The organism is Streptomyces albicerus (genome assembly GCF_008905045.1).
Lineage (GTDB): Bacteria > Actinomycetota > Actinomycetes > Streptomycetales > Streptomycetaceae > Streptomyces > Streptomyces albicerus.
Genome location: NZ_VWMY01000073.1, coordinates 1 through 26,319 on the forward strand (window position 1 = coordinate 1; position 26,319 = coordinate 26,319).

At 70.5% G+C, this 26,319-nt stretch carries 25 protein-coding genes; 4 read left to right on the top strand and 21 right to left on the bottom strand.

Annotated features, from left to right (window positions below; all coding sequences use genetic code 11):
• Positions 1–132 precede the first annotated feature (132 nt).
• The 10 genes from gatB to GAS53_RS44310 form a co-directional block, all read right to left on the bottom strand.
• Positions 133–1,644, bottom strand: coding sequence for an Asp-tRNA(Asn)/Glu-tRNA(Gln) amidotransferase subunit GatB (gatB, locus tag GAS53_RS44265; protein WP_151483445.1), 1,512 nt, complete (start codon positions 1,642–1,644; stop codon positions 133–135).
• A 16-nt stretch (positions 1,645–1,660) separates the two neighbouring features.
• Positions 1,661–1,903 (bottom strand): hypothetical protein, encoded by a 243-nt coding sequence (locus GAS53_RS44270; RefSeq protein ID WP_151483446.1) that lies wholly within the window; start codon positions 1,901–1,903, stop codon positions 1,661–1,663.
• Complete coding sequence (gatA, locus tag GAS53_RS44275; RefSeq protein WP_151483447.1) at positions 1,900–3,408, bottom strand: Asp-tRNA(Asn)/Glu-tRNA(Gln) amidotransferase subunit GatA; 1,509 nt, start codon at positions 3,406–3,408, stop codon at positions 1,900–1,902. The genes GAS53_RS44270 and gatA overlap by 4 nt, the downstream gene beginning before the upstream one ends.
• A 5-nt stretch (positions 3,409–3,413) precedes the next feature.
• Positions 3,414–3,710 (bottom strand): Asp-tRNA(Asn)/Glu-tRNA(Gln) amidotransferase subunit GatC, encoded by a 297-nt coding sequence (gene gatC, locus GAS53_RS44280; RefSeq protein WP_037622623.1) that lies wholly within the window; start codon positions 3,708–3,710, stop codon positions 3,414–3,416.
• A gap of 275 nt (positions 3,711–3,985) precedes the next feature.
• Positions 3,986–6,283, bottom strand: a complete 2,298-nt coding sequence (locus tag GAS53_RS44285) for a putative bifunctional diguanylate cyclase/phosphodiesterase (protein ID WP_151483448.1) — start codon at positions 6,281–6,283, stop codon at positions 3,986–3,988.
• Positions 6,284–6,542: 259 nt separating this feature from the next.
• A complete protein-coding gene (gene ligA, locus GAS53_RS44290) occupies positions 6,543–8,753 on the bottom strand; it encodes an NAD-dependent DNA ligase LigA (protein WP_151483449.1) in 2,211 nt (736 codons plus the stop codon).
• A gap of 15 nt (positions 8,754–8,768) precedes the next feature.
• On the bottom strand, positions 8,769–9,737 hold the full coding sequence (locus GAS53_RS44295) for a methionine synthase (protein WP_151483485.1): 969 nt from the start codon (positions 9,735–9,737) through the stop codon (positions 8,769–8,771).
• Between the two features lie 102 nt (positions 9,738–9,839).
• A complete protein-coding gene (locus GAS53_RS44300; protein ID WP_151483450.1) occupies positions 9,840–10,529 on the bottom strand; it encodes an SDR family oxidoreductase in 690 nt (229 codons plus the stop codon).
• 77 nt (positions 10,530–10,606) lie between these two features.
• A complete protein-coding gene (locus GAS53_RS44305; RefSeq protein ID WP_151483451.1) occupies positions 10,607–11,146 on the bottom strand; it encodes an LOG family protein in 540 nt (179 codons plus the stop codon).
• A 28-nt stretch (positions 11,147–11,174) separates the two neighbouring features.
• The gene (locus tag GAS53_RS44310) at positions 11,175–11,987 is read right to left on the bottom strand and encodes a class I SAM-dependent DNA methyltransferase (protein WP_192583554.1); all 813 of its coding nucleotides are present in this window, start codon (positions 11,985–11,987) and stop codon (positions 11,175–11,177) included.
• Positions 11,988–12,116: 129 nt separating this feature from the next.
• Here GAS53_RS44310 and GAS53_RS44315 point away from each other — a divergent pair, with 129 nt between their 5' ends.
• Both GAS53_RS44315 and GAS53_RS44320 read left to right on the top strand, forming a co-directional pair.
• Positions 12,117–12,440: a DUF427 domain-containing protein gene (locus tag GAS53_RS44315; protein ID WP_151483452.1), complete on the top strand. Its 324-nt coding sequence runs from the start codon at positions 12,117–12,119 to the stop codon at positions 12,438–12,440.
• Positions 12,441–12,548: 108 nt separating this feature from the next.
• Entirely contained in the window at positions 12,549–13,331 is a 783-nt protein-coding gene (locus GAS53_RS44320; protein WP_151483453.1) for an alpha/beta fold hydrolase, read from the top strand.
• 111 nt (positions 13,332–13,442) lie between these two features.
• On the opposite strand, the gene mnmA is transcribed toward GAS53_RS44320, so the two are convergent.
• Entirely contained in the window at positions 13,443–14,567 is a 1,125-nt protein-coding gene (mnmA, locus tag GAS53_RS44325; RefSeq protein ID WP_151483454.1) for a tRNA 2-thiouridine(34) synthase MnmA, read from the bottom strand.
• A gap of 60 nt (positions 14,568–14,627) precedes the next feature.
• On the opposite strand from mnmA, the gene GAS53_RS44330 reads away from it, so the two are divergent.
• Positions 14,628–15,332: an N-acetylmuramoyl-L-alanine amidase gene (locus GAS53_RS44330; RefSeq protein WP_151483455.1), complete on the top strand. Its 705-nt coding sequence runs from the start codon at positions 14,628–14,630 to the stop codon at positions 15,330–15,332.
• Positions 15,333–15,542: 210 nt separating this feature from the next.
• Here the strand turns inward: GAS53_RS44330 and GAS53_RS44335 are convergent, their stop codons facing one another.
• From GAS53_RS44335 to GAS53_RS44350, 4 genes are all read right to left on the bottom strand, one after another.
• Positions 15,543–16,844, bottom strand: coding sequence for a DUF6777 domain-containing protein (locus GAS53_RS44335; protein ID WP_192583556.1), 1,302 nt, complete (start codon positions 16,842–16,844; stop codon positions 15,543–15,545).
• Between the two features lie 340 nt (positions 16,845–17,184).
• Positions 17,185–18,354 (bottom strand): cysteine desulfurase family protein, encoded by a 1,170-nt coding sequence (locus tag GAS53_RS44340; protein ID WP_151483457.1) that lies wholly within the window; start codon positions 18,352–18,354, stop codon positions 17,185–17,187.
• A 111-nt stretch (positions 18,355–18,465) separates the two neighbouring features.
• Positions 18,466–18,741, bottom strand: coding sequence for a DUF4190 domain-containing protein (locus GAS53_RS44345; protein WP_151483458.1), 276 nt, complete (start codon positions 18,739–18,741; stop codon positions 18,466–18,468).
• Positions 18,742–18,889: 148 nt separating this feature from the next.
• Complete coding sequence (locus GAS53_RS44350; RefSeq protein WP_151483459.1) at positions 18,890–19,054, bottom strand: hypothetical protein; 165 nt, start codon at positions 19,052–19,054, stop codon at positions 18,890–18,892.
• A gap of 163 nt (positions 19,055–19,217) precedes the next feature.
• Between GAS53_RS44350 and GAS53_RS44355 the strand changes: the two genes are divergently transcribed.
• Complete coding sequence (locus GAS53_RS44355) at positions 19,218–19,835, top strand: TetR family transcriptional regulator (protein ID WP_151483460.1); 618 nt, start codon at positions 19,218–19,220, stop codon at positions 19,833–19,835.
• A 131-nt stretch (positions 19,836–19,966) separates the two neighbouring features.
• Here GAS53_RS44355 and GAS53_RS44360 read toward each other — a convergent pair whose 3' ends face one another.
• The 6 genes from GAS53_RS44360 to GAS53_RS44390 all read right to left on the bottom strand — a co-directional run bounded on the left by GAS53_RS44360 (position 19,967) and on the right by GAS53_RS44390 (position 26,213).
• A complete protein-coding gene (locus tag GAS53_RS44360) occupies positions 19,967–20,944 on the bottom strand; it encodes a helix-turn-helix transcriptional regulator (protein WP_151483461.1) in 978 nt (325 codons plus the stop codon).
• Between the two features lie 134 nt (positions 20,945–21,078).
• Positions 21,079–21,939: a thioesterase family protein gene (locus GAS53_RS44370; protein WP_151483463.1), complete on the bottom strand. Its 861-nt coding sequence runs from the start codon at positions 21,937–21,939 to the stop codon at positions 21,079–21,081.
• Between the two features lie 99 nt (positions 21,940–22,038).
• Positions 22,039–22,701: a trimeric intracellular cation channel family protein gene (locus tag GAS53_RS44375; RefSeq protein ID WP_151483464.1), complete on the bottom strand. Its 663-nt coding sequence runs from the start codon at positions 22,699–22,701 to the stop codon at positions 22,039–22,041.
• A 91-nt stretch (positions 22,702–22,792) separates the two neighbouring features.
• Positions 22,793–24,121, bottom strand: a complete 1,329-nt coding sequence (locus GAS53_RS44380) for an ABC transporter ATP-binding protein (RefSeq protein ID WP_151483465.1) — start codon at positions 24,119–24,121, stop codon at positions 22,793–22,795.
• Positions 24,118–25,218, bottom strand: a complete 1,101-nt coding sequence (locus GAS53_RS44385; protein ID WP_151483466.1) for an ABC transporter ATP-binding protein — start codon at positions 25,216–25,218, stop codon at positions 24,118–24,120. The genes GAS53_RS44380 and GAS53_RS44385 overlap by 4 nt, the downstream gene beginning before the upstream one ends.
• Positions 25,215–26,213: an ABC transporter permease gene (locus GAS53_RS44390; RefSeq protein WP_151483487.1), complete on the bottom strand. Its 999-nt coding sequence runs from the start codon at positions 26,211–26,213 to the stop codon at positions 25,215–25,217. Before GAS53_RS44390 ends, GAS53_RS44385 begins: the two co-directional genes overlap by 4 nt.
• Positions 26,214–26,319 lie beyond the last annotated feature (106 nt).

Sequence of the window (26,319 nt, forward strand, 5' to 3'; positions counted from 1 at the left end):
TCCGGCGTTTGAGGACGAGGCCGAAGGCCGAAGCGGGGGTCTGGGGGCAGCGCCCCCAGGGGCAGCACGGCCGAGGGGGTGCACCTGGCAACCCAGGTGCACCCCCTCGCCGCCTCAAGCGGAGCGTGAGCGCTAGCCCTCGACGCCGAGCTTCTCCAGGATCAGCTCCTTGACGCGCGCCGCGTCGGCCTGGCCCCGCGTGGCCTTCATGACCGCGCCCACCAGAGCGCCCGCCGCCGCGACCTTGCCGCCGCGGATCTTGTCCGCGATGGCCGGGTTGCCGGCGATGGCCTCCTCGACGGCGGTCGTCAGGGCGCCCTCGTCGGAGACGACCTTCAGGCCGCGCTTCTCGACGACCTCGTCCGGGGTGCCCTCGCCCTTGAGGACGCCCTCGATGACCTGGCGGGCCAGCTTGTCGTTGAGGGAGCCCTCGCTGACCAGGGCGGTCACCCGGGCGACCTGCTCGGGTGTGATGGCCAGCGCGTCCAGGGACACACCCGACTCGTTGGCCGTACGCGCCAGTTCACCCATCCACCACTTGCGGGCGGAGGCCGCGTCGGCGCCCGCCTCGATGGTGGCGACGATCGGGTCGATGGCACCGGCGTTGAGCATCGACTGCATGTCGTGGGCGGTGACGCCCCACTCCTCGCGCAGCCGGTTGCGCCGGGCCAGCGGCTGCTCGGGCAGGCCCGCACGCAGTTCCTCGACCCACTCACGGGTCGGGGCGACCGGGACGAGGTCGGGCTCCGGGAAGTACCGGTAGTCCTCGGCCTCCTCCTTCACGCGGCCCGAGGTCGTGGACCCGGTGTCCTCGTGGAAGTGGCGGGTCTCCTGGATGATCGTGCCACCGCTGCTCAGGACCGCGGCGTGCCGCTGGATCTCGAAGCGGGCCGCGCGCTCGACGGAGCGAAGGGAGTTGACGTTCTTGGTCTCACTCCGCGTGCCGAACTTCTCCCGGCCGTGCGGGCGCAGCGACAGGTTCACGTCGCAGCGCATCTGGCCCATCTCCATGCGGGCTTCGGACACACCGAGCGCCTTGATGAGCTCGCGCAGCTCGGCGACGTACGCCTTGGCGACCTCGGGAGCGCGCTCGCCCGCACCCTCGATCGGCTTGGTGACGATCTCGATGAGGGGGATGCCGGCGCGGTTGTAGTCCAGGAGGGAGTGCGAGGCGCCGTGGATACGGCCCGTGGCGCCGCCCACGTGCGTGGACTTGCCGGTGTCCTCCTCCATGTGGGCGCGCTCGATCTCCACGCGGAAGACCTCGCCGTCCTCCAGCTGGACGTCCAGATAGCCGTTGAAGGCGATCGGCTCGTCGTACTGAGAGGTCTGGAAGTTCTTCGGCATGTCCGGATAGAAGTAGTTCTTCCGGGCGAAACGGCACCACTCGGCGATCTCGCAGTGCAGCGCGAGACCGATCTTGATCGCGGACTCGACGCCGGTCGCGTTGACGACCGGGAGCGAGCCCGGCATGCCGAGGCAGGTCGGGCAGGTCTGCGAGTTGGGCGCGGCGCCCAGCTCGGTGGAACACCCGCAGAACATCTTCGTCTTGGTGCCGAGTTCGACATGGACCTCGAGGCCCATGACGGGGTCGTACGACGCCAGCGCGTCCTCGTACGACACCAGGTCAGTCGTGACAGTCACGGTGAAACTTTCCCTCTCAGCCCAGCAGGACGTCGTCGTCGCCCAGGCGCTTGAGCTCCCGGTAGAGGATGGCGAGGCCGGTGACGATGGCGGCGGCGGACACCGCCGCGTCGATCAGCCGGAGCGTGTCGTTCTCGGAGCGGGCCTTCTTGGCCTGCTTCACGACGCTGACGGCACCGAACGCGGTGGTGGCGATGGACAGGTACGTACCGGACTTCGACTTCTTGAAGCCCTTGGCCTTGGACAGTGCCTTGCTCACAGCGACGGAGCCTCCTCGATCAGCGGGTGCCCCCAGCGTTCCACGAACGCGGCCTCGACGGCGGCTCCCACCTTGTAAAGGCGGTCGTCCTTCAGCGCGGGGGCGATGATCTGCAGGCCGACGGGCAGGTTGTCCTCCGGCGCGAGGCCGCAGGGCAGCGACATTGCGGCGTTGCCCGCGAGGTTCGTCGGGATGGTGCACAGGTCCGCGAGGTACATCGCCATCGGGTCGTCGGCACGCTCGCCGATCGCGAAGGCGGTGGTCGGGGTCGTCGGGGAGACGATCACGTCGACCTGCTCGAACGCCTTCTCGAAGTCGCGCGTGATGAGCGTACGGACCTTCTGGGCGCTGCCGTAGTACGCGTCGTAGTAGCCCGAGCTGAGGGCGTACGTGCCGAGCATGATGCGGCGCTTGACCTCGTCGCCGAAGCCCGCCTCACGGGTGAGGGCGGTGACCTCCTCGGCGGAGTGCGTGCCGTCGTCGCCGGTGCGCAGGCCGTAGCGCAGGCCGTCGAAACGGGCGAGGTTCGACGAGCACTCGGACGGCGCGATCAGGTAGTACGCCGACAGGGCCAGGTCGAAGGACGGGCAGTCCAGCTCGACGATCTCGGCACCCAGCTCCTTGAGGAGCGCGACCGACTCGTCGAAGCGCTGTACGACGCCGGCCTGGTAGCCCTCGCCGCGGAACTGCTTGACGACACCGACGCGCATGCCCGCCACGCTGCCGTTGCGGGCGGCCTCGACGACGGGCGGTACGGGCGCGTCGATGGAGGTGGAGTCGAGGGGGTCGTGTCCGGCGATGGCCTCGTGGAGGAGGGCCGCGTCCAGAACCGTACGGGCGCAGGGCCCGCCCTGATCGAGGGAGGACGAGAACGCCACCATGCCGTATCGCGAGACGCCGCCGTACGTCGGCTTCACGCCGACCGTGCCGGTGACGGCGGCGGGCTGGCGGATGGAGCCGCCGGTGTCCGTGCCGATGGCGAGGGGCGCCTGGAAGGAGGCGAGCGCGGCGGACGAACCGCCACCGGAGCCGCCGGGGATCTTGGTCAGGTCCCAGGGGTTGCCGGTGGGCCCGTACGCGCTGTTCTCGGTGCTGGACCCCATGGCGAACTCGTCCATGTTGGTCTTGCCGAGAATGACGACGTCAGCGGCCTTGAGCCGCTTGGTGACGGTCGCGTCGTACGGCGGAATCCAGCCTTCGAGGATCTTGGACCCGACGGTGGTCGGGATGCCCTCGGTGGTGAAGATGTCCTTGAGCGCGAGGGGCACACCGGCGAGCGGCCCGAGCTTCTCGCCCCGCTCCCGCTTCTCGTCGACGGCGCGGGCCTGGGCGAGCGCCCCCTCCCGGTCGACGTGGAGGAAGGCGTGCACCTTCTCGTCGACGGCCTCGATACGCGCGAGGTGGGCCTCGGTGACCTCGACGGCGGTGAGCTCGCCGGAGGCGATCCTCCCGGCGATCTCGGACGCGGTGAGCCTGATGATGTTGACGTTGCTGTTGTCCGTCATGGTTCTTAGTCCTCCCCCAGGATCTGCGGCACCTTGAAACGCTGCTGCTCCTGGGCCGGGGCGCCGGAGAGCGCCTGCTCGGGGGTGAGCGACGGACGGACCTCGTCCACGCGCATGACGTTCGTCAGCGGCAGCGGGTGGGAGGTCGGCGGTACGTCTTGGTCGGCGACCTCGCTGACGCGGGCGACCGCGCCGATGATGTCGTCGAGCTGGCCGGCGAAGTGGTCGAGCTCTTCGCCCTTCAGCTCCAGACGCGCCAGCCGGGCGAGGTGGGCGACCTCCTCGCGCGTGATGCCAGGCATGCAGCGATCCTCAGGGGTGAGTGTGTGTGGTTTGGCCCAATCCTATGGGTCGCGACGGGATCCCCGTACATCGGTTTCCCGGGCGCCGGTCGGCAGAGGGGATGCACGACGGACGGGCGGCCGCCGACGGCGAGGCCCGCCCACGGGAGGACCCGCACCCGACGGACGCGCGTCACGGGTGGTGCTGGCGGGAAACACAAGCCCGGCCGGAGGCCGGGTGCACCCCCGCCGAACCGCACACGGACGACTGGAGAACCAACCGGACGCCAGGACGCCTACTCGTCGGCGGCCGCCGCGGGCAACGCCGCCCTCGGCCGCTGCCACCCCCGGGACCCCCGGGCAAGCAGCCACGCGGTGGCCTCCTCCGCGGGCATGGCCGCAGCGACGAGCCACCCCTGCACGGCGTCACAGCCGAGATCCCGAAGCCGCTCCCACGTCTCGTCGTCCTCAACGCCCTCGGCGACGACGAGAAGCCCCAGCGAATGGGCAAGATCGACAGTGCACCGAACGATCTCGGCATCCTCGTTGTCCACAGCGAGCCGAGCCACAAAGGACCGGTCGATCTTCAACTCGCTCACCGGCAGCCGCCGCAGATGCACCAGCGACGAGTACCCGGTCCCGAAGTCGTCGAGCGACATCTTCACGCCGTGCCCGGTGAGTCCCGCCAAGGTGTCGGCCGCCCGCTGCGGATCCTCCAGCAGCACATGCTCCGTTATCTCCAGCTGCAGCGCCCCTGCAGGGACCCCGTGCCGGGCGAGCCGCGCGGCCACCGCCCCCGCGAACCCGGGCGTGTGCACATCACGCGGCGACACATTGACGGCGACCGGGACCCGCAGCCCCTGGGCCCGCCACCGTGCCACCTGCCCGAGCGCCGTCTCCAGCACGTACTCGGTCAGATGCGGCATCAGCCCGGACGACTCGGCGATCGCTATGAACTCGTCCGGCGGCACCTTCCCGCGCTCGGGATGCACCCACCGTACGAGCGCCTCGAGACCGGCCACCTGTCCGTCGAAGCGGACCTTCGGCTGGTAGTGCAGCTCCACGTCCCCGGCGTCGAGGGCCCGCCGCAGGTCCCCCAACAGGCCGAGTCGGTCAGGAGTGTTGGAGTCCCGCTTGGACTCGTACACCTCCACCCCCGTACGGTCCCGCTTCGCCTGGTACATCGCGACGTCCGCCCGCCGCAGCAGCCCCTCCGCGTCGAGCGCGTGGTCGGGGAAGACGGCGAGCCCGGCACTGGCCTCGAGCACGAGCGTCAGCCCGTCGAGGTCGAGCGGCGACCCGAGCGCGGCAACGAGATTGCGGGCGACCCGCGTCGCGGACGTCGTCGAGTCGGCGACGGGCAGCAGTACGGCGAACTCGTCCCCGCCGAGCCGCGCGGCCTCCGCCCCGCGCGGCAGTGCCACCCGCAGCCGGTCCGCTATCTGCAACAGCAGCCGGTCTCCCGCGAGGTGTCCCAGCGTGTCATTCACGGACCTGAAGCGATCGAGATCGATCAACATCAGGGCGGAACGTGCACCGATTCGCTCGGCATCGTCCAGTGCCCGCCAGGTCCGTTCGAGAAGCCACTGCCGGTTGGGCAGTCCGGTGAGCGGATCCCGCAGTTGCTCCTCGGCCCGGGCTCGGGCTATCCAGAGCGTGGAGTCGAGAGCGATGAGGGGGACGGCGAAGAGCGGCAGGAGTACGGGGAGGGCGATCGCGACGACGCAGATCAGCGGGGCGATGCCGAGCAGCGCGACGGCGACGAGCCCCTGTCTGACCAGGGCAGTACGGGCCACGGTGGGCAGTCCGGCCGTGCGCGGCGCATGGAGGTACCAGAGCAGCGCGCGGGTCACCGCGAGATACGCCCCGGCCACCAACACCACCGAGGGCGCGGTGTAAACGGTCCAAGTCTCCGGTTTCCAGGGCGTCTCGACGGACGGCACCCGGCCGAACACGGCGAGCACCAGCGCCCCGGCGCCGATGCCGAGGATGTCCACCGCGCCGTGCAGCACGCCCTGCCGCCAGCGGTGGCGACGGGCTATGCCGACGAGTACGACGACGGTGAGGCTGACCATCCCTGCGGGCACCCAGCCGTACAGCAGCAGGACGGCGAGGGTGAGGGCCGCGCCGGAGCCCGTGCCGCCCCACCAGCGGGAACGGCCGAGCGCGACCAGGTGGCCGACGATGATGCCGACCAGGACGGCCAGCGCCCAGCCGACGGAACCGGACGGAAAGAGCGCGTGATTGCCGGTGAACGCCCGGTAGAAGCCGGCGCCCAGTACGAACGCGGCCGCCGCGACGACCGCCGCGGGCAGCGCGGGCCAGGACATCTGCCGCTCGGACTCCTGGCCCGGCATCTGGGAGTGGGATCCGGGAACGGCACTGAGGCGGCCCGGACCGCGCTCGTCCGTCGCGGTGTACTGTCCGGCGGCGCGCGGTGCCCGCTCGCCCGGTCGCTCCGCCGGCCGCGCGGCCCGGAGGCCCGCACCGAGCTCCCGGCTTCGCTCCAGCAAGGGGTGCCTCCAGCGCCACACGCCGGTCACCCAGCGCGGGCGCAGCCGTGAGTCCGGGGCGGCGCTCTCGGTCGGTTCCATTCCCGTCCCTCTCACAGCCGGCGGTGCCCACGCCACGCGGCCCGATGCCCGACTAACCTTCAACGGCACCGCGTCTTAAAACCTTTCCCCAGACTCCTGAAGAGCAGGGGATGCCCCAACCGCAGCTGGGCACGGCAGGCGCACACCTCAACAGTAGGCCGCAGAAGGCTTCCACGGGCAGCGGTCGTAGACGGTTGCCCGAATGCGACCCGGCCACCCGTATGCATCTGGTATGCGCCGAACGGGTGGTCTTCAACCGCTACTCCTCGGTCGGAAGCGCGACTTCGGCCGCCGCCTCCGGTCCTTGTTCGAGCAGGACGGCGAAGCCCTCCTCGTTCAGAACCGGCACTTTAAGTTGCATTGCCTTGTCATACTTCGAACCGGGATTGTCACCCACGACAACGAAAGATGTCTTCTTCGAAACAGAACCGGTCACTTTCGCTCCCCGGCTCTGCAGTGCCTCTTTCGCTCCGTCGCGTGTGTGATGTTCCAGGGTGCCGGTGACGACGAGGGTGAGCCCTTCGAGCGGACGGGGTCCCTCGTCCTCGCCGGAGCTCTCCTCCTCCATGCGGACGCCGGCCGCCTTCCATTTGCGGAGGATCTCCTGGTGCCAGTCCACCGTGAACCACTGCTTCAGCGAGGCGGCGATGGTGGGTCCGACGCCCTCGACGGCAGCCAGCTCCTCCTCCGTGGCCTGCTGGATGCGATCGATCGAACGGAACTCACGGGCCAGGGCCTCGGCCGCGACCGGGCCCACGTGCCGGATCGACAGGCCGGTGATGATCCGGGCCAGCGGGCGCTCCTTGGCGGCCGAGATGTTCTCCAGCATCGCGAGCGCGTTCTTCTTGGGCGCGCCCTCCTGGTTGGCGAATACCGTGGCGATCTTCTCCTCGCCCGTCTTCGGGTCCCGCTTGGGCAGTCCGCTGTCCTGGTCGAGGACGTACGCCTTGATGGGCAGCAACTGCTCGATGGTGAGGTCGAAGAGGTCGCCCTCGTCCCCGAGGGGCGGCTCGGCGGGCTCCAGCGGTTTGGTGAGGGCCGCGGCGGCGACGTATCCGAAGTTCTCGATGTCCAGGGACTTGCGCCCGCCGAGGTAGAAGAGGCGCTCGCGCAACTGGGCCGGGCAGGTGCGGCCGTTGGGGCAGCGCAGGTCGATGTCGCCCTCCTTGGCGGGCGCCAGCGCCGTGCCGCACTCGGGGCACTCGGCGGGCATCACGAACTCCCGCTCGCTGCCGTCACGCAGATCGACGACCGGGCCGAGGATCTCCGGGATGACGTCACCGGCCTTGCGCAGCACCACCGTGTCGCCGATGAGAACGCCCTTGGCCTTGACCACGTCCTGGTTGTGCAGTGTCGCGAACTCGACCTCGGAGCCGGCCACGGTGACGGGCTCCACCTGCGCGTACGGCGTGACACGGCCCGTACGGCCCACGCCCACGCGGATGTTGACCAGCTTGGTGTTGACCTCCTCCGGCGCGTACTTCCACGCGATCGCCCAGCGAGGGGCGCGGGAGGTCGAGCCGAGGCGGCCCTGGAGGAGGATCTCGTCGAGCTTGACGACCACGCCGTCGATCTCGTGCTGCACGGAGTGGCGGTTTTCTCCGTAGTAGGCGATGAACTCCCGTACGCCTTCGAGGTCGTCGACCACCTTGCTGTACGGGGTCGTCGGCAGGCCCCATCCGTGCAGGAGGTCGTAGGCCTGCGAGAGGCGGCTCATGCCGTCGAAGCCCTCGAGGGCGCCGATGCCGTGAACCACCATGTGCAGCGGTCGGGTCGCGGTGATGCGCGGGTCCTTCTGGCGGAGTGAACCCGCCGCCGCGTTGCGCGGGTTGGCGAAGGGCTTGTCGCCGGCCTCCACCAGGCGGGCGTTGAGCTCTTCGAACTTCTCCATCGGGAAGTAGACCTCGCCGCGGATCTCCACGAGGTCCGGAATGCGTTCGCGGCTCTGGAGGCGGTCGGGGATCTCCGCGATCGTACGCACGTTCGGCGTGATGTCCTCGCCCGTTCGGCCGTCGCCGCGGGTCGCCGCGCGCGTGAGGCGGCCGCGCTCGTACGTGAGGTTGACCGCGAGGCCGTCGACCTTCAGCTCGCACAGGAAATGGTGGTCGGAGGTGCCGACCTCCTTGGCGACGCGGTCGGCCCAGGAGTCCAGCTCCTCGTCGTCGAAGGCGTTGTCGAGGGAGAGCATGCGCTCCCGGTGCTGGACGGCCGTGAACTCCGTCTCGTACGCACCCGAGACCTTCTGGGTCGGCGAGTCCGGCGTGCGCAGTTCGGGATACTCGTCCTCCAACGCCTCCAGGGCACGCAGGAGTTTGTCGAAGTCCGCGTCGCTGACGACCGGCGCGTCCTTCACGTAGTACCGGAAGCGGTGCTCCTCGATCTGCTCAGCGAGCTGCGCGTGCTTCTCCCGTGCCTCGGCGGGCACGGGTTGTGCAGCCGAGGCAGTCTGTGCGTCCTTGTCGCCGGCCACCGTGTTGTCCTCCCGTTACTCTGGGTTGTCCGCGAGTGATCTCGCCGCCCGGACGCAGTGGGCGAGCGCCCTGCGCGCGTACTCCGGGGAAGCGCCCGCGAGTCCACACGCGGGGGTGAGCGTGACCGCGTCCGTGAGAAGCCCCGGATTCAGCCCCAGCCTGCGCCACAGCGTCCTGACACCCATGACGCTACCGGCAGGGTCTGACAATGGGCCGTCCGTGCCCGGCACGACACCGGCGAAGAGCCTGGTGCCTCCTTCCACCGCTTCCCCGATCGCGTCGTCGTCACGCTCGGTGAGCAGCGCGAAGTCGAAGGAGACGGCGGCCGCTCCTGCCCTGCGCAGCAGCGCGAACGGGACGTCGGGGGCGCACGAGTGCACGACGACCGGGCCGCCCTCCTGTACGCCGATGACGTCGCGCAGCGTGGCCTCGATGACCTGCCGGTCCACGGCCCGGTGGGTGCGGTAGCCGCTCGCGGACTTCACCTGGCCGCGCAAGACGGCGACGAGGGACGGCTCGTCGAGCTGGAGCACGATCTCGGCGCCGGGGACGCGACGCCGTACATCGGCGAGGTGCTCGCGCAGTCCCTCGGCGAGCGAGCCGGCGAGGTCGCGGCAGGCACCGGCGTCCGAGAGCGCCACCTCGCCGTTGCGCAGCTCCAGTGCGGCCGCGAGCGTCCAGGGCCCCACCGCCTGCACCTTCAGCGGCCCCTCGTACCCCTGGGTGAACTCCTCCAGGGCGTCGAGGTCTTCGCCCAGCCAGGACCTGGCCCGCTTGGTGTCCCGCCCCGGCCGGTCCCCGATCCGCCAGCCGCTGGGCTCCACGCGCGCGTACAGCTCGACCAGCATCCCGGCGGTCCGCCCGATCATGTCCGCGCCGGGGCCACGGGCGGGCAGTTCCACAAGGAACGGCATGCCCGTCTCCGGGCCCTCGAAGGTCCCGGCCACGGTCTTGGCGGCCTCCCGGGCGTCCCCGCCCGGCATCGACCCGATGCCGGACGCGGGGCCGGGCCTGAACTCGCTGTCTTCGCTCACATCGGCAGCCTACGGAATGCCTGCGGAATGGGGATCCGGGCGTCGGGCCGGTCAGCGGCCCGGGCGTACCGTCACGTCGTTGATCTCCGCGTCCCGGGGCAGGTCGAGGGCCATGAGGATGGTCGTCGCGACGGACTCGGGGTCGATCCACTTCGAGGCGTCGTACTCCTTGCCCTCCTGCTGGTGGACCTTGGCCTGCATGGGGCTGGCGGTGCGGCCGGGGTAGACGGTGGTGACGCGGACGCCGTTCGCGTGCTCCTCGTGGCGCAGGGAGTCGGCGAGGGCCTTCAGGCCGTGCTTGGAGGCGGCGTACGCGGACCATTCGGGGCCGGCGTTGAGGCCGGAGCCGGAGTTGACGAAGATCACGTGGCCCTGGGCGACCCGGAGTTGGGGCAGGAAGTGGCGGGTCAGCTCGGCGGGCGCGATCAGGTTGACGTTGAGCTGGTGGCGCCATGTCTTGGGAGTCAGCTCGCCGACCGGGCCGAGGTCGACGACGCCGGCGATGTGCAGGAGCGAGTCCACCCGGTCGGGCAGCGTCTGGTGGGAGAACGCCCAGGAGAGCCGGTCCGGGTCCGCGAGGTCGCCGACGAGGGTCCGGGCCCCGGGGAACTCGGCTGCCAGCTCCTTCGCGCGGCCCGCGTCGCGCGCGTGCAGCACGAGATCGTCCCCGCGCGCGTGGAGGCGGCGGGCGACGGCCGCGCCGATGCCGGAACCCGCCCCGGTGATCACATGAGTAGCCATGCCGCCATGCTCGCAGCACGCGCGTATCCGATTCGCCTCCGGGGCGCCGGCCGGTGTCGGGGGCGCGCCCCTCCGGATCACTGCGTGCCTTGGCTCTCCTCCAGGTAGGCCAGCGCCCCCACCGGCTCCTCGGCGAAGAACACCAGGTCCGTGAGGGGCCGCGGCAGGAATCCCTCGTCCTCCATACGGCGGAACTGCTCCTTCAGGCCGTCGTAGAAGCCCGCGGTGTTGAGCAGGACGACCGGCTTGTCCGTGTGCCCGTGCTTCTTGAGCTCCAGGATCTCGGTGGCCTCGTCGAGCGTGCCCGTCCCGCCCACCATGATCACGACGGCGTCGGCCTTCTGCAGGAGCAGTGCCTTGCGCTCCGCGAGGTCGCGCGCGAAGAGCATCTCGTCGGCGCCCGCCCGCGCCTTGGCGGCCAGGAACTCCACGGAGACGCCGAGCAGCCGCCCTCCCGCCTCCTGCACCCCGTCGGCGACCACCTTCATGAGCCCGACGTCGGAACCGCCCCACACCAGAGTGTGCCCGCCCTTGCCGAGCAGCTCGGCGAAGTCGCGGGCGGGGCGGGTGTAGCGCTCGTCGAGGTCGGCGGCGGAGAGGAAGACGCAGATGTTCATGAGTCCACGCTACGGGTCGGCTCTGACATCACGAGCCGGACCTGACCTCGTGGGCGGGCTCCGGCATCGCGGTCACGCGCATCTTCGACTGACGGTGCGGCAGGGTCTCCCAGTCGTCCATGAAGCGGGCCGACAGGCCGTGCTTCGCGGCGAGTTCGACGAGGGTCTCCGTGCGGTAGTAGAAGTCCTCGTGCAGGACCTGGTGTTCCCTGCCCTCGGTCCGGTCGAAGGTGAAGTCGAAGAAGCCGCCGGGCGAAAGGATCCGGCCGACGTGCGCGAAGCACTCCTCGATGACGTGCGGCGGCGAGTGCGAGAACACGCTGTGCGCGTGCACCACGTCGAAGTACGCGTCGGGCAGGAACGCGAACGTCAGGTCGTCGGTGAGCGTCAGATGGGGCAACTTGGCCTGCAGGCCTTCCCGAACGAGGGTGTCCTGGGCGGCGATCAGGATGTCGGGCGAGATGTCGATCCCGTAGTACTGGCCGCTCTCCAGGTAGTCGATGAACAGCCGTCCGGCGCGCAGGTTCCCGCAGCCGATCTCCAGCATCCGGTGCTCCGGCTTCAGTCCGTGCCGCACCAGGTAGTCGAACTGCATCCGGCCGATCTGCGTCCACCGGTCGCGGGACGGGTTGTGGCCCACCGCCGCCTCGGCGCAGCGCGCGGCGTCGGAGGCCATCACGGCCCGGTAGTACGCGATGTGGTCACGGCCGTACCGGAGCCGCAGCCAGGCGTCGCGCGCGGCCCTGCGCGCGTGCGCGGGCACCCTTCTGGGGTGCCGCAGGGCGTAGCGCACCTGGTGGGTGAGGGTCTTGCGGTTGCGGGTCAGCCTCGTGGCTCCCATGAGGACCTCCGCCGGAGAGAAACCAGGGACGGACAGGGGGACGAAGAAATGGCCGAAAAGCCGGGGAAGAACACGACAGCAGCCTGCGCTGTACGGGGCAAGACCGCTACCCGAGGAGGCCGAAAAGCCGTGACCGAAGGCCACCGCATCACCATCGAGCAGGGCACCGAGCACGTCCGTGTCGTACACGGCGGGCAGGTGCTCGCGGAGAGCACGCGCCCGCTGCTGCTGCGCGAGACGGGCCTGCCCGTGCGCTACTACCTCCCCGTGGAGGACGTACGCCTCGACCTGCTGACGCCGTCCGAGACCCACACCCACTGCCCGTTCAAGGGCGACGCGTCCTACTGGTCGCTGCCGGACGCCCCCGACCTTGTCTGGACATACCCCGACCCGAAGCCGGAGGTCGCCGAGATCAAGGACCACGTGTGCTTCTACGAAGTAGAAGTCGTCTGAAGTAGAAGTCGTCTGAGGGATTTCAAGCACTTCACTCCAAGCACTGCCATTTCAGGCACTCCCCTCCCGCACCGATGAGTTCCGGGCCGCCCGGCAGTCCTCACAGGCATGGACAAGAAGACGATCTCGCGCGACGGGACACCCATCGCGTACGAAGTCAGTGGTGAGGGCCCGGCGGTCATCCTGGTGACCGGGGCCATGGCCACGGGCGCCTCCGACGCGCCCCTGGCGTCGCTCCTCTCGGACCGGTTCGGCGCGGTCGCGTACGACCGCAGGGGCCGCGGCGAGAGCGGTGACACCTTGACCTTCGAGGTGGCCCGGGAGGTCGAGGACCTCGCGGCGCTCATCGAGGCGACGGGAGACGGCAGCGCGGCGCTGTACGGCATGTCGTCCGGCGCCGCGCTGGTCCTGGAAGCGGCGGCGAGCGGGTTGCCGATCAGCAAAGTCGCCGTCTACGAACCGCCGTTCGCCGTCTACGAAGGTGGCGAGAAACAGCGCGCCGAGTACACCGAGCGCCTCACCGAGCTGCTCGCCCAGGACCGGCGCGGTGACGCGGTCGAGCTGTTCATTGCCCTGACCGGAGCACCCCCTGAGGTGATCAGGAGCATGCGGCACTCCCCCATGTGGCCGGGTATGGAGGCGGTCGCCCCGACCCTCGCGTACGACAACGCCGTCATGGGCGACGGACTGGTGCCCCGGAAGCGGCTCGCCTCCGTCCCCGTGCCCGTACTGGCGCTGGCGGGCGGCACGAGCCCCGAGTGGATGCACGAGGCCGCCCGGGCGACCGCGGAGGCGGTGCCGGACGGGACGTACCGCGTGCTGGAGGGCCAGGGCCACATGGTGGATCCGCAGGTGCTGGCACCGGCGCTGGCGGAGTTCTTCGCGGCGTAGGGCGAGACCGCATGGTGCAGACGCACGCGCGCGTGGCGGCCATCTGGGCGTGACCGCACCCTCACGCGCGTGTTCGCCGGTCGCCTGAGGCCCCCCACGGGGTTGGGGGTCTCAGGCCACCGCGGTCGCCGCGCGTGTGGTCGTCGCGATCGTCGCCGAGCCCACCACGCGCGTGTCGTCGTAGAGGACGATCGCCTGGCCGGGGGCGACACCGCGGACCGGCTCGGCGAACCGCACCCGGAGCTCGCCGTCGACGAGCTCGGCGGAGACCGTCGTCTCGCCGCCGTGGGCGCGGAGCTGGGCCGTGTAGGTGCCCGGGCCGGTCGGGGCCGCGCCGCACCAGCGGGGCTTGACGGCCGTCAGGGCGGAGACGTCCAGGGACGCCACCGGGCCGACTGTCACGGTGTTGTCCACGGGCGAGATGTCGAGCACGTACCGCGGCTTGCCGTCGGACGCCGGGGTGCCGATGCGCAGGCCCTTGCGCTGGCCGATCGTGAAGCCGTACGCGCCCTCGTGCGAGCCGACGACCGTGCCGGACTCGTCGACGATGTCGCCCTCGGCCTTGCCGAGACGCTTCGCGAGGAAGCCCTGGGTGTCGCCGTCGGCGATGAAGCAGATGTCGTGCGAGTCCGGCTTCTTGGCGACGGCCAGGCCCCGGCGCTCGGCCTCCGCGCGGATCTCGTCCTTGGTGGTGACCGTGTCGCCGAGCGGGAAGAGCGCGTGCGCGAGCTGGCGGTCGTCCAGCACGCCGAGGACGTACGACTGGTCCTTGGCCATGTCGGAGGCGCGGTGCAGCTCGCGTGTGCCGTCGTCGTTCACGATCACCTTGGCGTAGTGGCCCGTGCAGACCGCGTCGAAGCCGAGGGCGAGGGCCTTGTCCAGCAGGGCCGCGAACTTGATCTTCTCGTTGCAGCGCAGGCACGGGTTCGGGGTGCGGCCGGCCTCGTACTCGGCGACGAAGTCGTCGACCACGTCCTCGCGGAAGCGCTCGGCGAGGTCCCACACGTAGAACGGGATGCCGATGACGTCCGCGGCGCGGCGGGCGTCACGCGAGTCCTCGATGGTGCAACAGCCACGCGCGCCCGTGCGGAACGATTGCGGGTTCGCCGAGAGGGCGAGGTGGACACCGGTCACGTCGTGCCCCGCTTCCGCGGCGCGGGCGGCGGCGACGGCGGAGTCCACGCCGCCGGACATGGCGGCCAGTACACGGAGGGGGCGCTGCGAGGTCTCAGTCATAACTCTTCAAGGGTACGGGTCCTCGGGAACCGGAGCCCGCGAGTATCCGTTCACGACTACATGCACGATCAGGTGGGGGAGACGAAGAGCGACTCGGACCGGCGCATCGGACGCCGTGCGCTGCTCATCGGCGGGGCCGCGGCCGCCGTGGGCACGGCCGTGCTGGCCCGTGACGAGCTCGGGCGCCTGTGGTGGCGGCTGCCGAGCGTGGAGAAGCCGCGCGAGGAGGGCGCGGTCGACTTCCGGGGCGCGCGCTGGGTGGCGGCGTCCTCGGCGAACTGGCGGCGGGCGGACCGGCCCGAGGACTACGGCATAGACCGCGTGATCATCCACGTCACGCAGGGCAGCTTCAACAGCGCGGTGAAGGTCTTCCAGGACCCCGGCCACGGCGCCGCCGCGCACTACATCGTCCGTAAGGACGGCCACATCACACAGATGATCCGCGAGCTGGACGTGGCCTTCCACGCGGGCAACCGCGACTTCAACGAACGCAGTGTGGGCATCGAGCACGAGGGCTTCGTGGACCGGCCGCAGGACTTCACGGACGCGATGTACGAGGCGTCGGCGCGTCTGACGGCCCGGATCTGCGCCCGGTACGACATCCCGGTCGACCGGGAGCACATCATCGGCCACGTCGAGGTCCCGGGCACGGACCACACGGACCCGGGCCCGCACTGGGACTGGGACCGGTACATACCGCTGGTGAAAAAGGCGGCCGAGCGAGCGGCCCAGCAGCCGACCGGGTCGGCAACGGGCAGCGCGTGAGCGCGTAGCCGGGAGGCTCCCCCGTCACGCTCCCGTTTTCCGGACCGGGCAGGGCGGCAGCCCGGGAGCGAGGGCAGGGGCTGCAGGGCGGCAGGGCGGCAGGGCGGCACGGTGACAGGGCGGCACGGTGACAGCGTCGGTGCGCGCCCTTCACGGCGACCGCCTCAGCTCACCCCCGGCGCCGGCCCCGGGCCGGGGCAGGCCGCCGACTCAGGGAGCGGCCGCCCCCGCGCCTGTCCCCGCATCGGCCCCGGCGTCCGTGCCGGCACCCGCGTCCGCCTCGCCATCGGTTCCGGTGTCGGTGCCGCCATCCGTTCCCGCGTCGGTCCCGCCGTCCACGCCCGCATCCGTCCCGCCGATCTGCTCGCCGACCGCCTGCTCCTCGCCGACCACGAGGCTCACCGTGCTGCCGGGCTCTGCCTGGCCGTCCGCCGGGTCCTGGCTGATGACCCGGCCGACCTGTTCGGCGGGGACTCCCTGGGTGCTGACGACGGGGATCAGGCCGGCGTCACGGATCGTCTGTTCCGCGTCGGCCTGGGGCATTCCGGCCACGGAGGGTACGTTCACCGGCTCCGTCGTCGGGGCGTTCGCGATCAGCAGGGTCACCGTGGAGCCCTTGGCCGCCGTCGTACCGCCCTCTGGGTCGGTGCCGGCGGCGAATCCGGGCTCCACATCGGGATCGTCGGTGCTCTCGGTCTCCACGGCGAAGCCCGCCTCGGTCAGCACCTGGGTCGCGTCGGCCTCTGAGCTGTCCCTGACCTCGGGCACCGGGACCTGCTCGGTGGTCTCCGTCGGGCCGGGGTCGGGCAGGTCGATCGGGACCTCGTCATCGGGATCCTTCACGTCCACGACGACCAGGGTCTTCTGTTTCTCGTCCGCCTTCTCGACCCGTACGATCCGGTCCTTGTCGACCTTCCACTTCTTGTTGCCCTTGCCCTTGTTCTTGAACTTGATGTCGACGTCGCCGGGGTCGTGGTCGCTGACGGCGAGGGGATTGCCGCAGTTGCACTTCACGCGCGGCAAGCCGAAGACATCGACGAGCACGGCGGTGCCCGCCTCCAGGAGGGCGTCGTAGCGGTTCGCCTTGCCCTTCTTGTAGCCGTGGTTGACGACGAGGGTGTCGTTGGCGAGGACCACCTCGGTGAGGGACTCGACGAAGTCCTTCACCCGCTTGTCCTTGGCGCTGATGCCGAGGGCCTTGGCCCAGGCGGCCTTCTTCTTGCCGTTGCCCGCCTTCAGCAGGAAGTCCAGCAGCAGTTCCGGGTCGCAGACGTCGAGCTGGCGGCTGCCTCCGTACAGCCCCTTCTCGCTGCCCTTGCGTGACCCGCCCTTGTCGGTGAGGTTCCGCCCGAGGTTGATGCCGTCCCCGAGATCTCCGGTGAAGAAGGCGTTCTCGGCGACGTAACCGACCGCCTCCGCGGCGGCCGTACGAGCCATACACGCCAGGCCCGTCATGGACCCGAGGGTCAGGGCGAAGGCGAGGAACGCACCCGCGGTCCTCAGGCTGAACATGCGAAATCGCTTAGCGGCGCGCGCCATGTCGTGCTCCCCCGTTCGCGCCCGGACCTCGACCGGTCCGACGCCTTCAACGGTCCCAGCGCCAGGGGGGATTCACCATCCTCGTCACTCTTTCGTGAGGGCGTATTTCGGCTCCGTCCAGCGCCGCGGGCGCACTCCACCACCGGGCCGACCGCCTGCACGACGCCGCTCCGCCGCGTGGGGGAGAACCAGCCACGAACGACCCGCGGCCCACGAACCGCCCAACCGGCCGAGCCCTCAGCTCACCTCAGCCGAGCCCTCAGCCCACCTCGGCCGAGCCCTCAGCCCACCTCGGCCGAGCCCCGCGCTCACCTCAGCTGAGCCCCGCCGTCCTGGCCCGCTCCACCGCGGGACCGATCGCCTTCGCGACCGCCTCGACGTCCGTCTCCGTCGAGGTGTGGCCGAGGGAGAAGCGGAGGGTGCCGCGGGCCAGGTCCGGGTCCGTGCCGGTGGCGAGGAGGACGTGGCTGGGCTGGGCCACGCCCGCCGTGCACGCGGAGCCCGTGGAGCACTCGATGCCCTGGGCGTCGAGCAGCAGGAGCAGTGAGTCGCCCTCGCAGCCGGGGAACGTGAAGTGGGCGTTGGCCGGGAGGCGGCCCTCGCTCGACGGGTCGCCGCCGAGGATCACGTCCGGCACGGCCTTGCGTACGGCGTCGATCAGGTCGTCGCGCAGTCCGCCGATCTCGCGGGCGAACCACTCGCGCTGCTCGGCGGCGGTCCGGCCCGCCACGGCGAACGCGGCGACGGCGGGTACGTCCAGGGTGCCGGAGCGTACGTGGCGCTCCTGGCCGCCGCCGTGCAGGACGGGTACGGGGCTGTACTCGCGGCCGAGCAGCAGGGCGCCGATGCCGTACGGGCCGCCGATCTTGTGGCCCGAGACGGTCATCGCGGCGAGGCCCGACGTGCCGAAGTCGACGGGGACCTGGCCGAAGGCCTGGACGGCGTCGGCATGCAGCGGGATGTCGAACTCCCCTGCCACGTCGGCGAGTTCACGGACCGGCATGACCGTGCCGATCTCGTTGTTCGCCCACATGACGGTGGCGAGGGCGACGTCGTCGGGGTTGCGGGCGATGGCCTCGTGCAGGGACTCGGGGTGGACGCGGCCGTACTGGTCGACCGGGAGGTACTCGACCGTGGCGCCCTCGTGTTCGCCGAGCCAGTGGACCGTGTCGAGGACGGCGTGGTGTTCCACGGGGCTCGCGAGGACCCGGGTGCGGGCCGGGTCCGCGTCGCGGCGGGACCAGTACAGCCCCTTCACGGCGAGGTTGTCTGCCTCGGTGCCGCCGGAGGTGAACACCACCTCGCTGGGGCGGGCTCCGAGGGCGTCCGCCAGGGTCTCGCGGGCCTCCTCGACGGTACGCCTGGCCCTGCGGCCGGCGGCGTGCAGGGAGGAGGCGTTGCCGGTGACGGCAAACTGGGCGGTCATTGCCTCGACCGCCTCCGGGAGCATGGGGGTGGTCGCGGCGTGGTCGAGGTAGGCCATGGTGAGCTCGATTCTACGGGCCCGCCGTTCACGACCTCGGCCGGTGGTCCCAGCGGTACCGCGCCGCACCCCGGCAGCCCGTGCGCGCCGCTCCGGAGCCGCGGGCCGGCTTCAGCCGCCGAAGCTCCACGACAGGGTGCTGTCCGCCGACATGAAGGCCACGAGGACCAGCAGGTCGGCGATGCCGAGGCCGAGGCCGAGGAAGGCGCGGCCGCGGCGGGCGGTGCCTCGGTAGAGGGCCGCCGAGGCGAGGGCGATGGCGATGGGGCCGAGGAAGATGTTCAGGGCCAGCAGGCCGACGAGGCCGAGGATGAACGACGCGACGGCCATGCCGTCGGCGTCACGGACGGCACTCCGGCGCCGCGGGGCGGCAGTGGTGAGTTCCATGTGTCTGCTCCCAACAGGCAGTCATGACAGTCAGTCGTGAACGTGAGTCGTGAACGTGAGTCGTGAACGTGAGTCGTGAACGTGAGTCGTGAACGTCAGTCGTAACCGGCGGCAGTGACGGTCAGCAGTAACGGGCGGTCGTGCGTGATCAGTTGCTGGTTTCGCGTCGCCGGCCGTGGCGCTCGCGGACCGCGAAGACGGCCAGCCAGACGCCGATGACGGCGGCGGCGACGAGGGTGAAGGAGAGCGGCGCGTGGGCCACGGTGCCCAGCATGACGCCCAGCAGCAGGAGCGCTGCGACGAGGAACAGCATGAGATGCCTCTCGTGGATGTCCGGCGAGTCGCGGTGTCCGGTCCGGATGTTTCGGGGACTCCACGACTCGGTGAACGCTTGTTGTTACAGTTGTTCACTGACTTACGAGTCTAGCGCGTCGGACGGCTTCCCCATTACAGAGAACAGTTGTTAACTACATGGCATGAGTCACACCCTCGGCATCCGGCAGGCCCAGAAACAGAAGACCCGACAGGCGTTCCTGGACGCCGCGTTGGGCCTGTTGGAGGAGCAGAGCCTCAGCAGCCTGGGCCTGCGCGAGGTCACCCGGGCCGTCGGCGTCGCCCCGACCGCCTTCTACCGGCACTTCCACTCGACGGCGGATCTCGGCGTCGCCCTGGTCGAGGAGGCGCTGGGCAGCCTGCACCCGATGATCTCCGGCACCGTGTCCGCGTCCGGCGACAGCGACGAACGCATAGACCGGGCCGTCTCCCTGATCGCCCGTCATGTGCGCGAGCACCCCGCGCACATCCGCTTCATCGCCCGCGAGCGCAACGGCGGCGTACAGAAGGTCCGGGCCGCGATCGCGGAGCAGATGGACCGGTTCACCGACGAGGTGAAGGCCGAACTGGCCAAACAGCCCGAGTCGGCCGGCTGGAGCGACGACGACCTGCTGATGCTCGCCGGCCTCTACGTCGACCAGATGCTGATGACCGCCAGCACCTTCCTGGAGGCGGCCCCCGAGGACCAGGAGCAGGTGGCTCAGGTGGCCACGCGCCGGATGCGCCTGATCAGCATCGGCCGCCGCCACTGGCTGGGCTGACACTCGCGGAGACAGCGAGAGTGCGGAGGGCGCGTACGAAGCTGTCGTACGCGCCCTCCGCGCCCTTCACCACCGACTGCGAGCCGGTCAGCCCTGAGCCTGCCCGGCCTGTGGCTCCGGCACAAACCACGTCAATCGCACCGTTGACGCGTCTCCTGGTACAGCCCCGTGACGGAAGCGGCCACCCGGGCCAGTTCCTCGCGCACTTCGGGCGGTGAGAGGACCTCAAGACGGTCGCCGAAGGCGAGCAACGGCCGTGCCTCGCCCACGAGTCCGTACGCGAGCCGCGCCGTGACCCACGGGCTCACCCCGTCGTCCTCGGGCGGCTCGGTGAGCGCGCCGCCGTGCAGGCGCAGGAACAGGTCGAAGCGGTCGCGCCGCACCCGCACGGTGACGTCGATCCCGCCCGGCCGCTCCTCCACCTGACGCCGCAACACCTCCCAGGCGTCGGCGAGTTCGACCCCGGGCCTGCGTCGCACCGGCTCGTCCGTGAGGCGGGCGGAGCGCACCCGGTCGGCTCGGAAGAGCCGCGGCCCGCCACGCCGGTCGGCGACGAGGTACCAGACGCCGGCCTTGGAGACGAGCCCGTAGGGGTCCACGGTGTAGGTACGCGCCTCGGTGTCGCCGCTGTGGCGGTAGCGCAGCCGCAGCCTGCGGTCGGCGAACACCGCGTCCTGGAGCGCCTCCAGGTCCACCGCGCCCTGCGGGCCGCCCTTCCAGCGCGTGGCGTCGACGAGGATGCGGCGGCTGGTCACCTCGGCGGCGGGCCGGTACGGCTTCGGCAGCGCGGCCATCACCTTGCGCAGCGCGGAGCCGAGGGCCGCGTCGAGACCGAGTGCGGCGTGCGCGCCCCGGGCGGCCAGGATGAACAGGGCGCGCGACTCGTCGGCGGTGAGCCCCGTGACGTCCGTACGGAATCCGGCGAGCAGCTCGATCCCGCCGTGCCGCCCGCGCTCGGCGTACACCGGGACGCCGGAGGCCGACAGCGCCTCGACGTCCCGGTAGATCGTCCGTACCGACACCTCGAGCCGCTCGGCGAGTTCACGCGCGGGCACCCGGCCGCGGGTCTGGAGCAGCAACAGGATCGACAGCAGCCGGTCGGACTTCACGCGCCCAGCCTACGAAGCGGTGGCGCTCCGCTGGGTGCGGGTGCTTCGTCTGCGGGTGCTTCGTGGCTGGTCGCGCAGTTCCCCGCGCCCCTGAAGGGGCGCTGCCGAGCTGCACCTGACTTCGCCGGACGCGCTTAGCCGAGTCGCACCCTGGCCAGTTGGCGGGACTGTGCGACGAGTCGGTCCGCGCTGTCCCACACCTCGGCGTCCTCCTCCAGGAAGCCGCCGGCGAGGTTGCGGGTGGTGATCGAGACGCGCAGCGGGCCCGGCGCCGGACGGCAGCGCACGTGCACGGTCAGCTCGACGGTCGGGACCCAGCCGGACAGGCCGAGTTCGAAGGCGGTCGGCGGCAGGGCGTCCACGGCGAGCAGCAGCGAGAAGGGGTCCGGGTCCCGGCCGTCGGCGAGGCCGAACCAGGACCGCATCTCGCCCTTGCCGGACGGCGATCCGAGGGCCCAGCCCAGCGTGGAGGGGTCGAGCTTGAGCATCAGCCGGTCGGTGATGGCGGAACTCCCGGGGACGGGAGCAGGTCCGTCCTCGGGGCCGAAGCACTGGTCCATCGGCGGGATCGCGGGCGGCTTCGCGCTCGTGCGGACGTCGTCGGGCAGGTCGTCGAGGTCGCCGTACGAGGCGAGCACGCGGATCCGCTCGATCTCGCGGCCCGCGTCGTCGTACTGGAAGAGGGATGCCTGGCCGGTGGAGAGGGTGCGACCGGTGCGTACGACGTCCGTGCGGACGACCGCCGGGCCCGGGTGGGACGCGGTCAGGTAGTGCGCGGAGATCGTGAACGGGTCGGGATGCGGCAGGGCGTCCGCGAGCGCGCGGCCCAGGACGGCGAGGAGGTAGCCGCCGTTGACCGCGTTGATGATCGTCCACCCGGCGGACAGGTCGATGTCGTAGACGCCGGGTTCGCGCCGGGTGACCGCGGTGTCGTGGTCGAACTCGCTGTCGCCGATCCTGGCCCGTACCGCGTGCAGGGAAGCTGCTTCTGACATGCCTGAACGGTACAACAGGAAATTACTAAGCAGTAGCTTTTTCTGTTTCGATCACGTGAATCACGAGGAACCCCGTGGTGGAGCCGGCGGCGGAGGGTCTCACTCCGGCACCTCTACCGCCGTCGAGCGCCGGTTCCATGCCCGGGGCGCGCGCCAGTGGTACCGCATCGCGAGCAGCCGCAGCACGAAGGCCGTGACGACGGCGAGCGCGGAGGTGAAGGGGGTCAGCACGTCGTAGCGGATGCACAGGACGGCCATCGTGGCGCCGACGATGGCGGGCACCGCGTACAGGTCGCGGTCCCAGCGCAGCAGCGAGGGAACCTCGTTGGCGAGGACGTCGCGCAGCACGCCGCCGCCGACGGCGGTCGCCAGGCCGAGGGTCGCCGAGGCGGTGAGGCCCAGCCCGTACTCGTACGCCTTCGTGGTGCCCGCGACGCAGAACAGGCCGAGGCCCGCGGCGTCGAAGACGTTCACGCCGAACTGGATCCGCTCCACCTCCGGGTGGAGGAAGAACACGAGCAGGGCGGCGAACAGCGGGGTGATGAAGTACCCCAGATCCGTGAAGGCCGCGGGCGGCACCGCCCCGATGACCAGGTCCCGGAACAGCCCTCCGCCCAGCGCGGTGACCTCGGCGAGGACGGCGATGCCGAAGACGTCGAAGTTCTTGCGGACGGCCAGGAGGGCGCCGGAGATCGCGAAGACGAAGATGCCGATCAGGTCCAGCACGTGCTGGACGGAGGGGCTGAAGATTTGCTGGAGCACCCCTACATTCTCACCCAGCACCGAGCCCCTGCCTTACATTGCAAGGCAGGGGCTCGGTGCTGCTTACTTCTCTGTTGCTTACTCCTGCTGCTTACTTCTCCTTGGCGGGAGTGTCGTCCTCGGAGGCGGGCTCGGCTGCGGCGTCCTCCACCGGGGCCTCTGCGGAAGCCTCGTCGGCCGACGACTCCGTGGCGGCGTCCTCGGCCGGCGCCTCCGTGGAGGTCGTCGCCCCCTCGGCCACCCTCGCCGCCACTGCCGCCGACGTCTCCGCCGACTCCGCGAGCACCTCGTCGGCCACCAGCTCCGCCGCCTCCTTCGCGGCGGTCAGCAGCACCGTGTCCTGCGGCGCCTGGTCCTCGAAGTTCTCCGGGTGGTGGCAGGCCACCTGCTGACCCGGCTTCAGCTCGAGGAGCGGCGGCTCGGTGGTCGTGCAGATCTGCGTGGCCTTCCAGCACCGCGTGTGGAAGCGGCACCCGCTCGGCGGCGAGATCGGCGAGGGCACGTCGCCCTTGAGCAGGATGCGCTCGCTCTTGGCCGACTTGCGCCTGGGGTCCGGGATCGGCACGGCCGACATCAGCGCCTTGGTGTACGGGTGCATCGGCGCCTTGTACAGCAAGTCACGGTCGGCCAGCTCGACGATCTTGCCGAGGTACATCACGGCGATACGGTCCGAGACATGGCGTACGACGGACAGGTCGTGCGCGATGATCACGTATGTGAGGCCCAGCTCCTGCTGGAGGTCGTCCAGCAGGTTCACCACCTGCGCCTGGATCGACACGTCGAGCGCGGAGACCGGCTCGTCCGCCACGACCATCTTCGGGTTGAGCGCGAGCGCGCGGGCGATGCCGATGCGCTGGCGCTGGCCGCCGGAGAACTCGTGCGGATAGCGGTTGTAGTGCTCGGGGTTGAGGCCGACCACCGACAGCAGCCGCTGGACCTCCTTCTTGATGCCGCCTTCGGGCTCGACGCCCTGGAGCTTGAAGGGGGCCCCGACGATGGTGCCGATCGTGTGGCGCGGGTTCAGCGACGAGTACGGGTCCTGGAAGATCATCTGGACGTCACGGCGCATCGGCCGCATCGCGCTCACCCCGAGGTGGGTGATGTCCCGGCCCTCGAACTCCACGGTGCCCGCGGTCGGTTCGAGCAGCCGCGTGATCAGCCGGCCCATCGTCGACTTGCCGCAGCCCGACTCGCCCACGACGCCCAGGGTCTCGCCGGACCTGACCTCGAAGTCGATGCCGTCGACCGCCCGGACCGCGCCGACCTGCCGCTGGAGCAGGCCCTTGCGGATCGGGAAGTGCTTCTGCAGCCCGGTCACCTTCAGGAGCGTCTCGCCCGGGGCGGCGTCCTTGGTGAGAGTCGTCGCGCCGGCGCTCGGTGCAGGGGTGGTCACTGCTTTGTCCTCTGCATTCTCACTCACAGCTTCGGCGCAATCTCTTCGGTCCAGATCCGTTCCCGCTGCTCGTGCGTCATGTGGCAGGCGGCCCAGTGCTGGCTGCCGACCTCGGTCAGCTCGGGGCGGACCGTGCGGGTGACGTTGTCCTTGGGGACGTCCGCGTACGGGCAGCGCGGGTTGAAGGCACAGCCCGACGGGATGTTGATCAGCGAGGGCGGGGAGCCCTTGACCGGGATCAGCCGCTCGGTCTGCTCGCGGTCGAGACGCGGCATGGAACCCAGCAGGCCCCACGTGTACGGGTGCCGGGGCTCGTAGAAGACCTTCTCGGCCGGGCCCCGCTCGATGCAGCGGCCGCCGTACATCACCAGGATGTCGTCGGAGAGCTCGGCGACGACGCCCAGGTCGTGGGTGATGATGATGACCGCGGAGCCGAACTCCTTCTGCAGGTCCCGGATGAGGTCGAGGATCTGCGCCTGGACGGTCACGTCCAGGGCGGTCGTCGGCTCGTCCGCGATCAGCAGCTCGGGGTTGTTGACCAGCGACATCGCGATCATCGCGCGCTGGCGCATACCGCCGGAGAACTCGTGCGGGTAGCCGTCGACCCGCTTGTCCGGCTGAGGGATCCCGACCCGGTCGAGCATCTCGATGGCGCGCCTGCGGGCCACCTTCTTGTCGACCTTGTGGTGGATCCGGTACGCCTCCACGATCTGCTGGCCGATCGTGTAGTACGGGTGCAGCGCCGACAGCGGGTCCTGGAAGATCATCGCCATCTCGCGGCCGCGCAGCTTGCGTACGTGGTCGGGGTCGGCGGAGAGCAGTTCCGTGCCGTCGAGCCAGATCTCACCGGAGATCTGCGCCTTGCGCTTGCCGTACTGACCGGCGGTGTGCAGGCCCATGATGCCGAGCGAGGTCACCGACTTGCCGGAGCCGGACTCGCCCACGATGCCGAGGGTCTTGCCCTTCTCCAGCGTGAAGCTGAGCCCGTCGACGGACTTGACCAGGCCGTCGTCGGTCGGGAAGTGCACCTTCAGGTCGCGGACTTCGAGGAAGGCGGAGGGGGCGGGCGAGGCCGTGTCCACGGGCTCGGTCATGGCCGCTCCGCTCTTGCTGAGTTCGGTCATGAGAGCCTCACTCGGGGGTCGATCACGGCGTACAGCAGGTCCACCAGCAGGTTCGCGACGATCACCGCGAGCGAGGTGATCAGCGTGACGCCCAGGATGACGGGCAGGTCCTTGTCGCTGATCGCCTTGAGCACGGCGGCGCCGAGGCCGGGAAGACTGAAGGTGGTCTCGGTGAGGATCGCGCCACCGATCAGCGCACCGAGGTCCATGCCGAGCATGGTGAGGATCGGCGTCATGGTGGAGCGCATCGCGTGCTTTCCGATGACGACGGGTTCGCGCAGGCCCTTGGCGCGGGCGGTGCGGATGTAGTCCTCGCCCAGGACCTCCAGCATGGTGGCTCTGGTGATCCGGGCGTACATCGCGGCATAGAGGAAGGCCAGCGTGATCCACGGCAGGATCATGCCGCCGAGCCAGCCGGTGAAGCTCTCCTCGATGGGGACGTACTGGGCGTCGAGCCAGCCGAGGCCGTAGCTGAAGATCGCCAGCGACAGCAGACCGGTGAAGTAGATGGGGAGCGAGACGCCGCCGAGGGCGATGACCATCGCGCCGCGGTCCCAGAGGGACCCGCGCTTGAGCGCGGACAGCACACCCGCCGCGACACCGAAGATCAGCCACAGTACGGCGGCACCGAGCGCGAGAGCCAGGGTCACTGGGAAGCGGTCGGTGAGCACCGGCCAGATGGCCTGCTCATTGCGGAAGGAGTAGCCGAAGCACGGCGCCGCGCACTCCGTGACGTCACCGCCGGCCGCGTAGGTACGCCCGGCGAAGAGGCCTTTGAAGAACTCCCAGACCTGGACGAAGATCGGGTCGGCCAGACCGAGCTTCTGCCGCACGGCCTCGATGGCCGCGGGGTCGGCCTGCTTGCCCACGAACATCGTGGCCGGGTCCACGCCCGCCCAGCGGGGGACGAGGAAGAAGATGCCGAAGACCACCAGAATGATGACCACCAGCATCACTGCGGCGGCGAAGAGCCGCCTGATGAGGTATGCGAGCACTGCTCTCGGCCCGGCGGCGGTGCCGCGGGCCACCGGAGGTCGTCCGGTGGCCCGCGGGTCACGCCGCGCCGGCCTTCACCTGCCTTTCGTGCCGTATGGCGGGTGC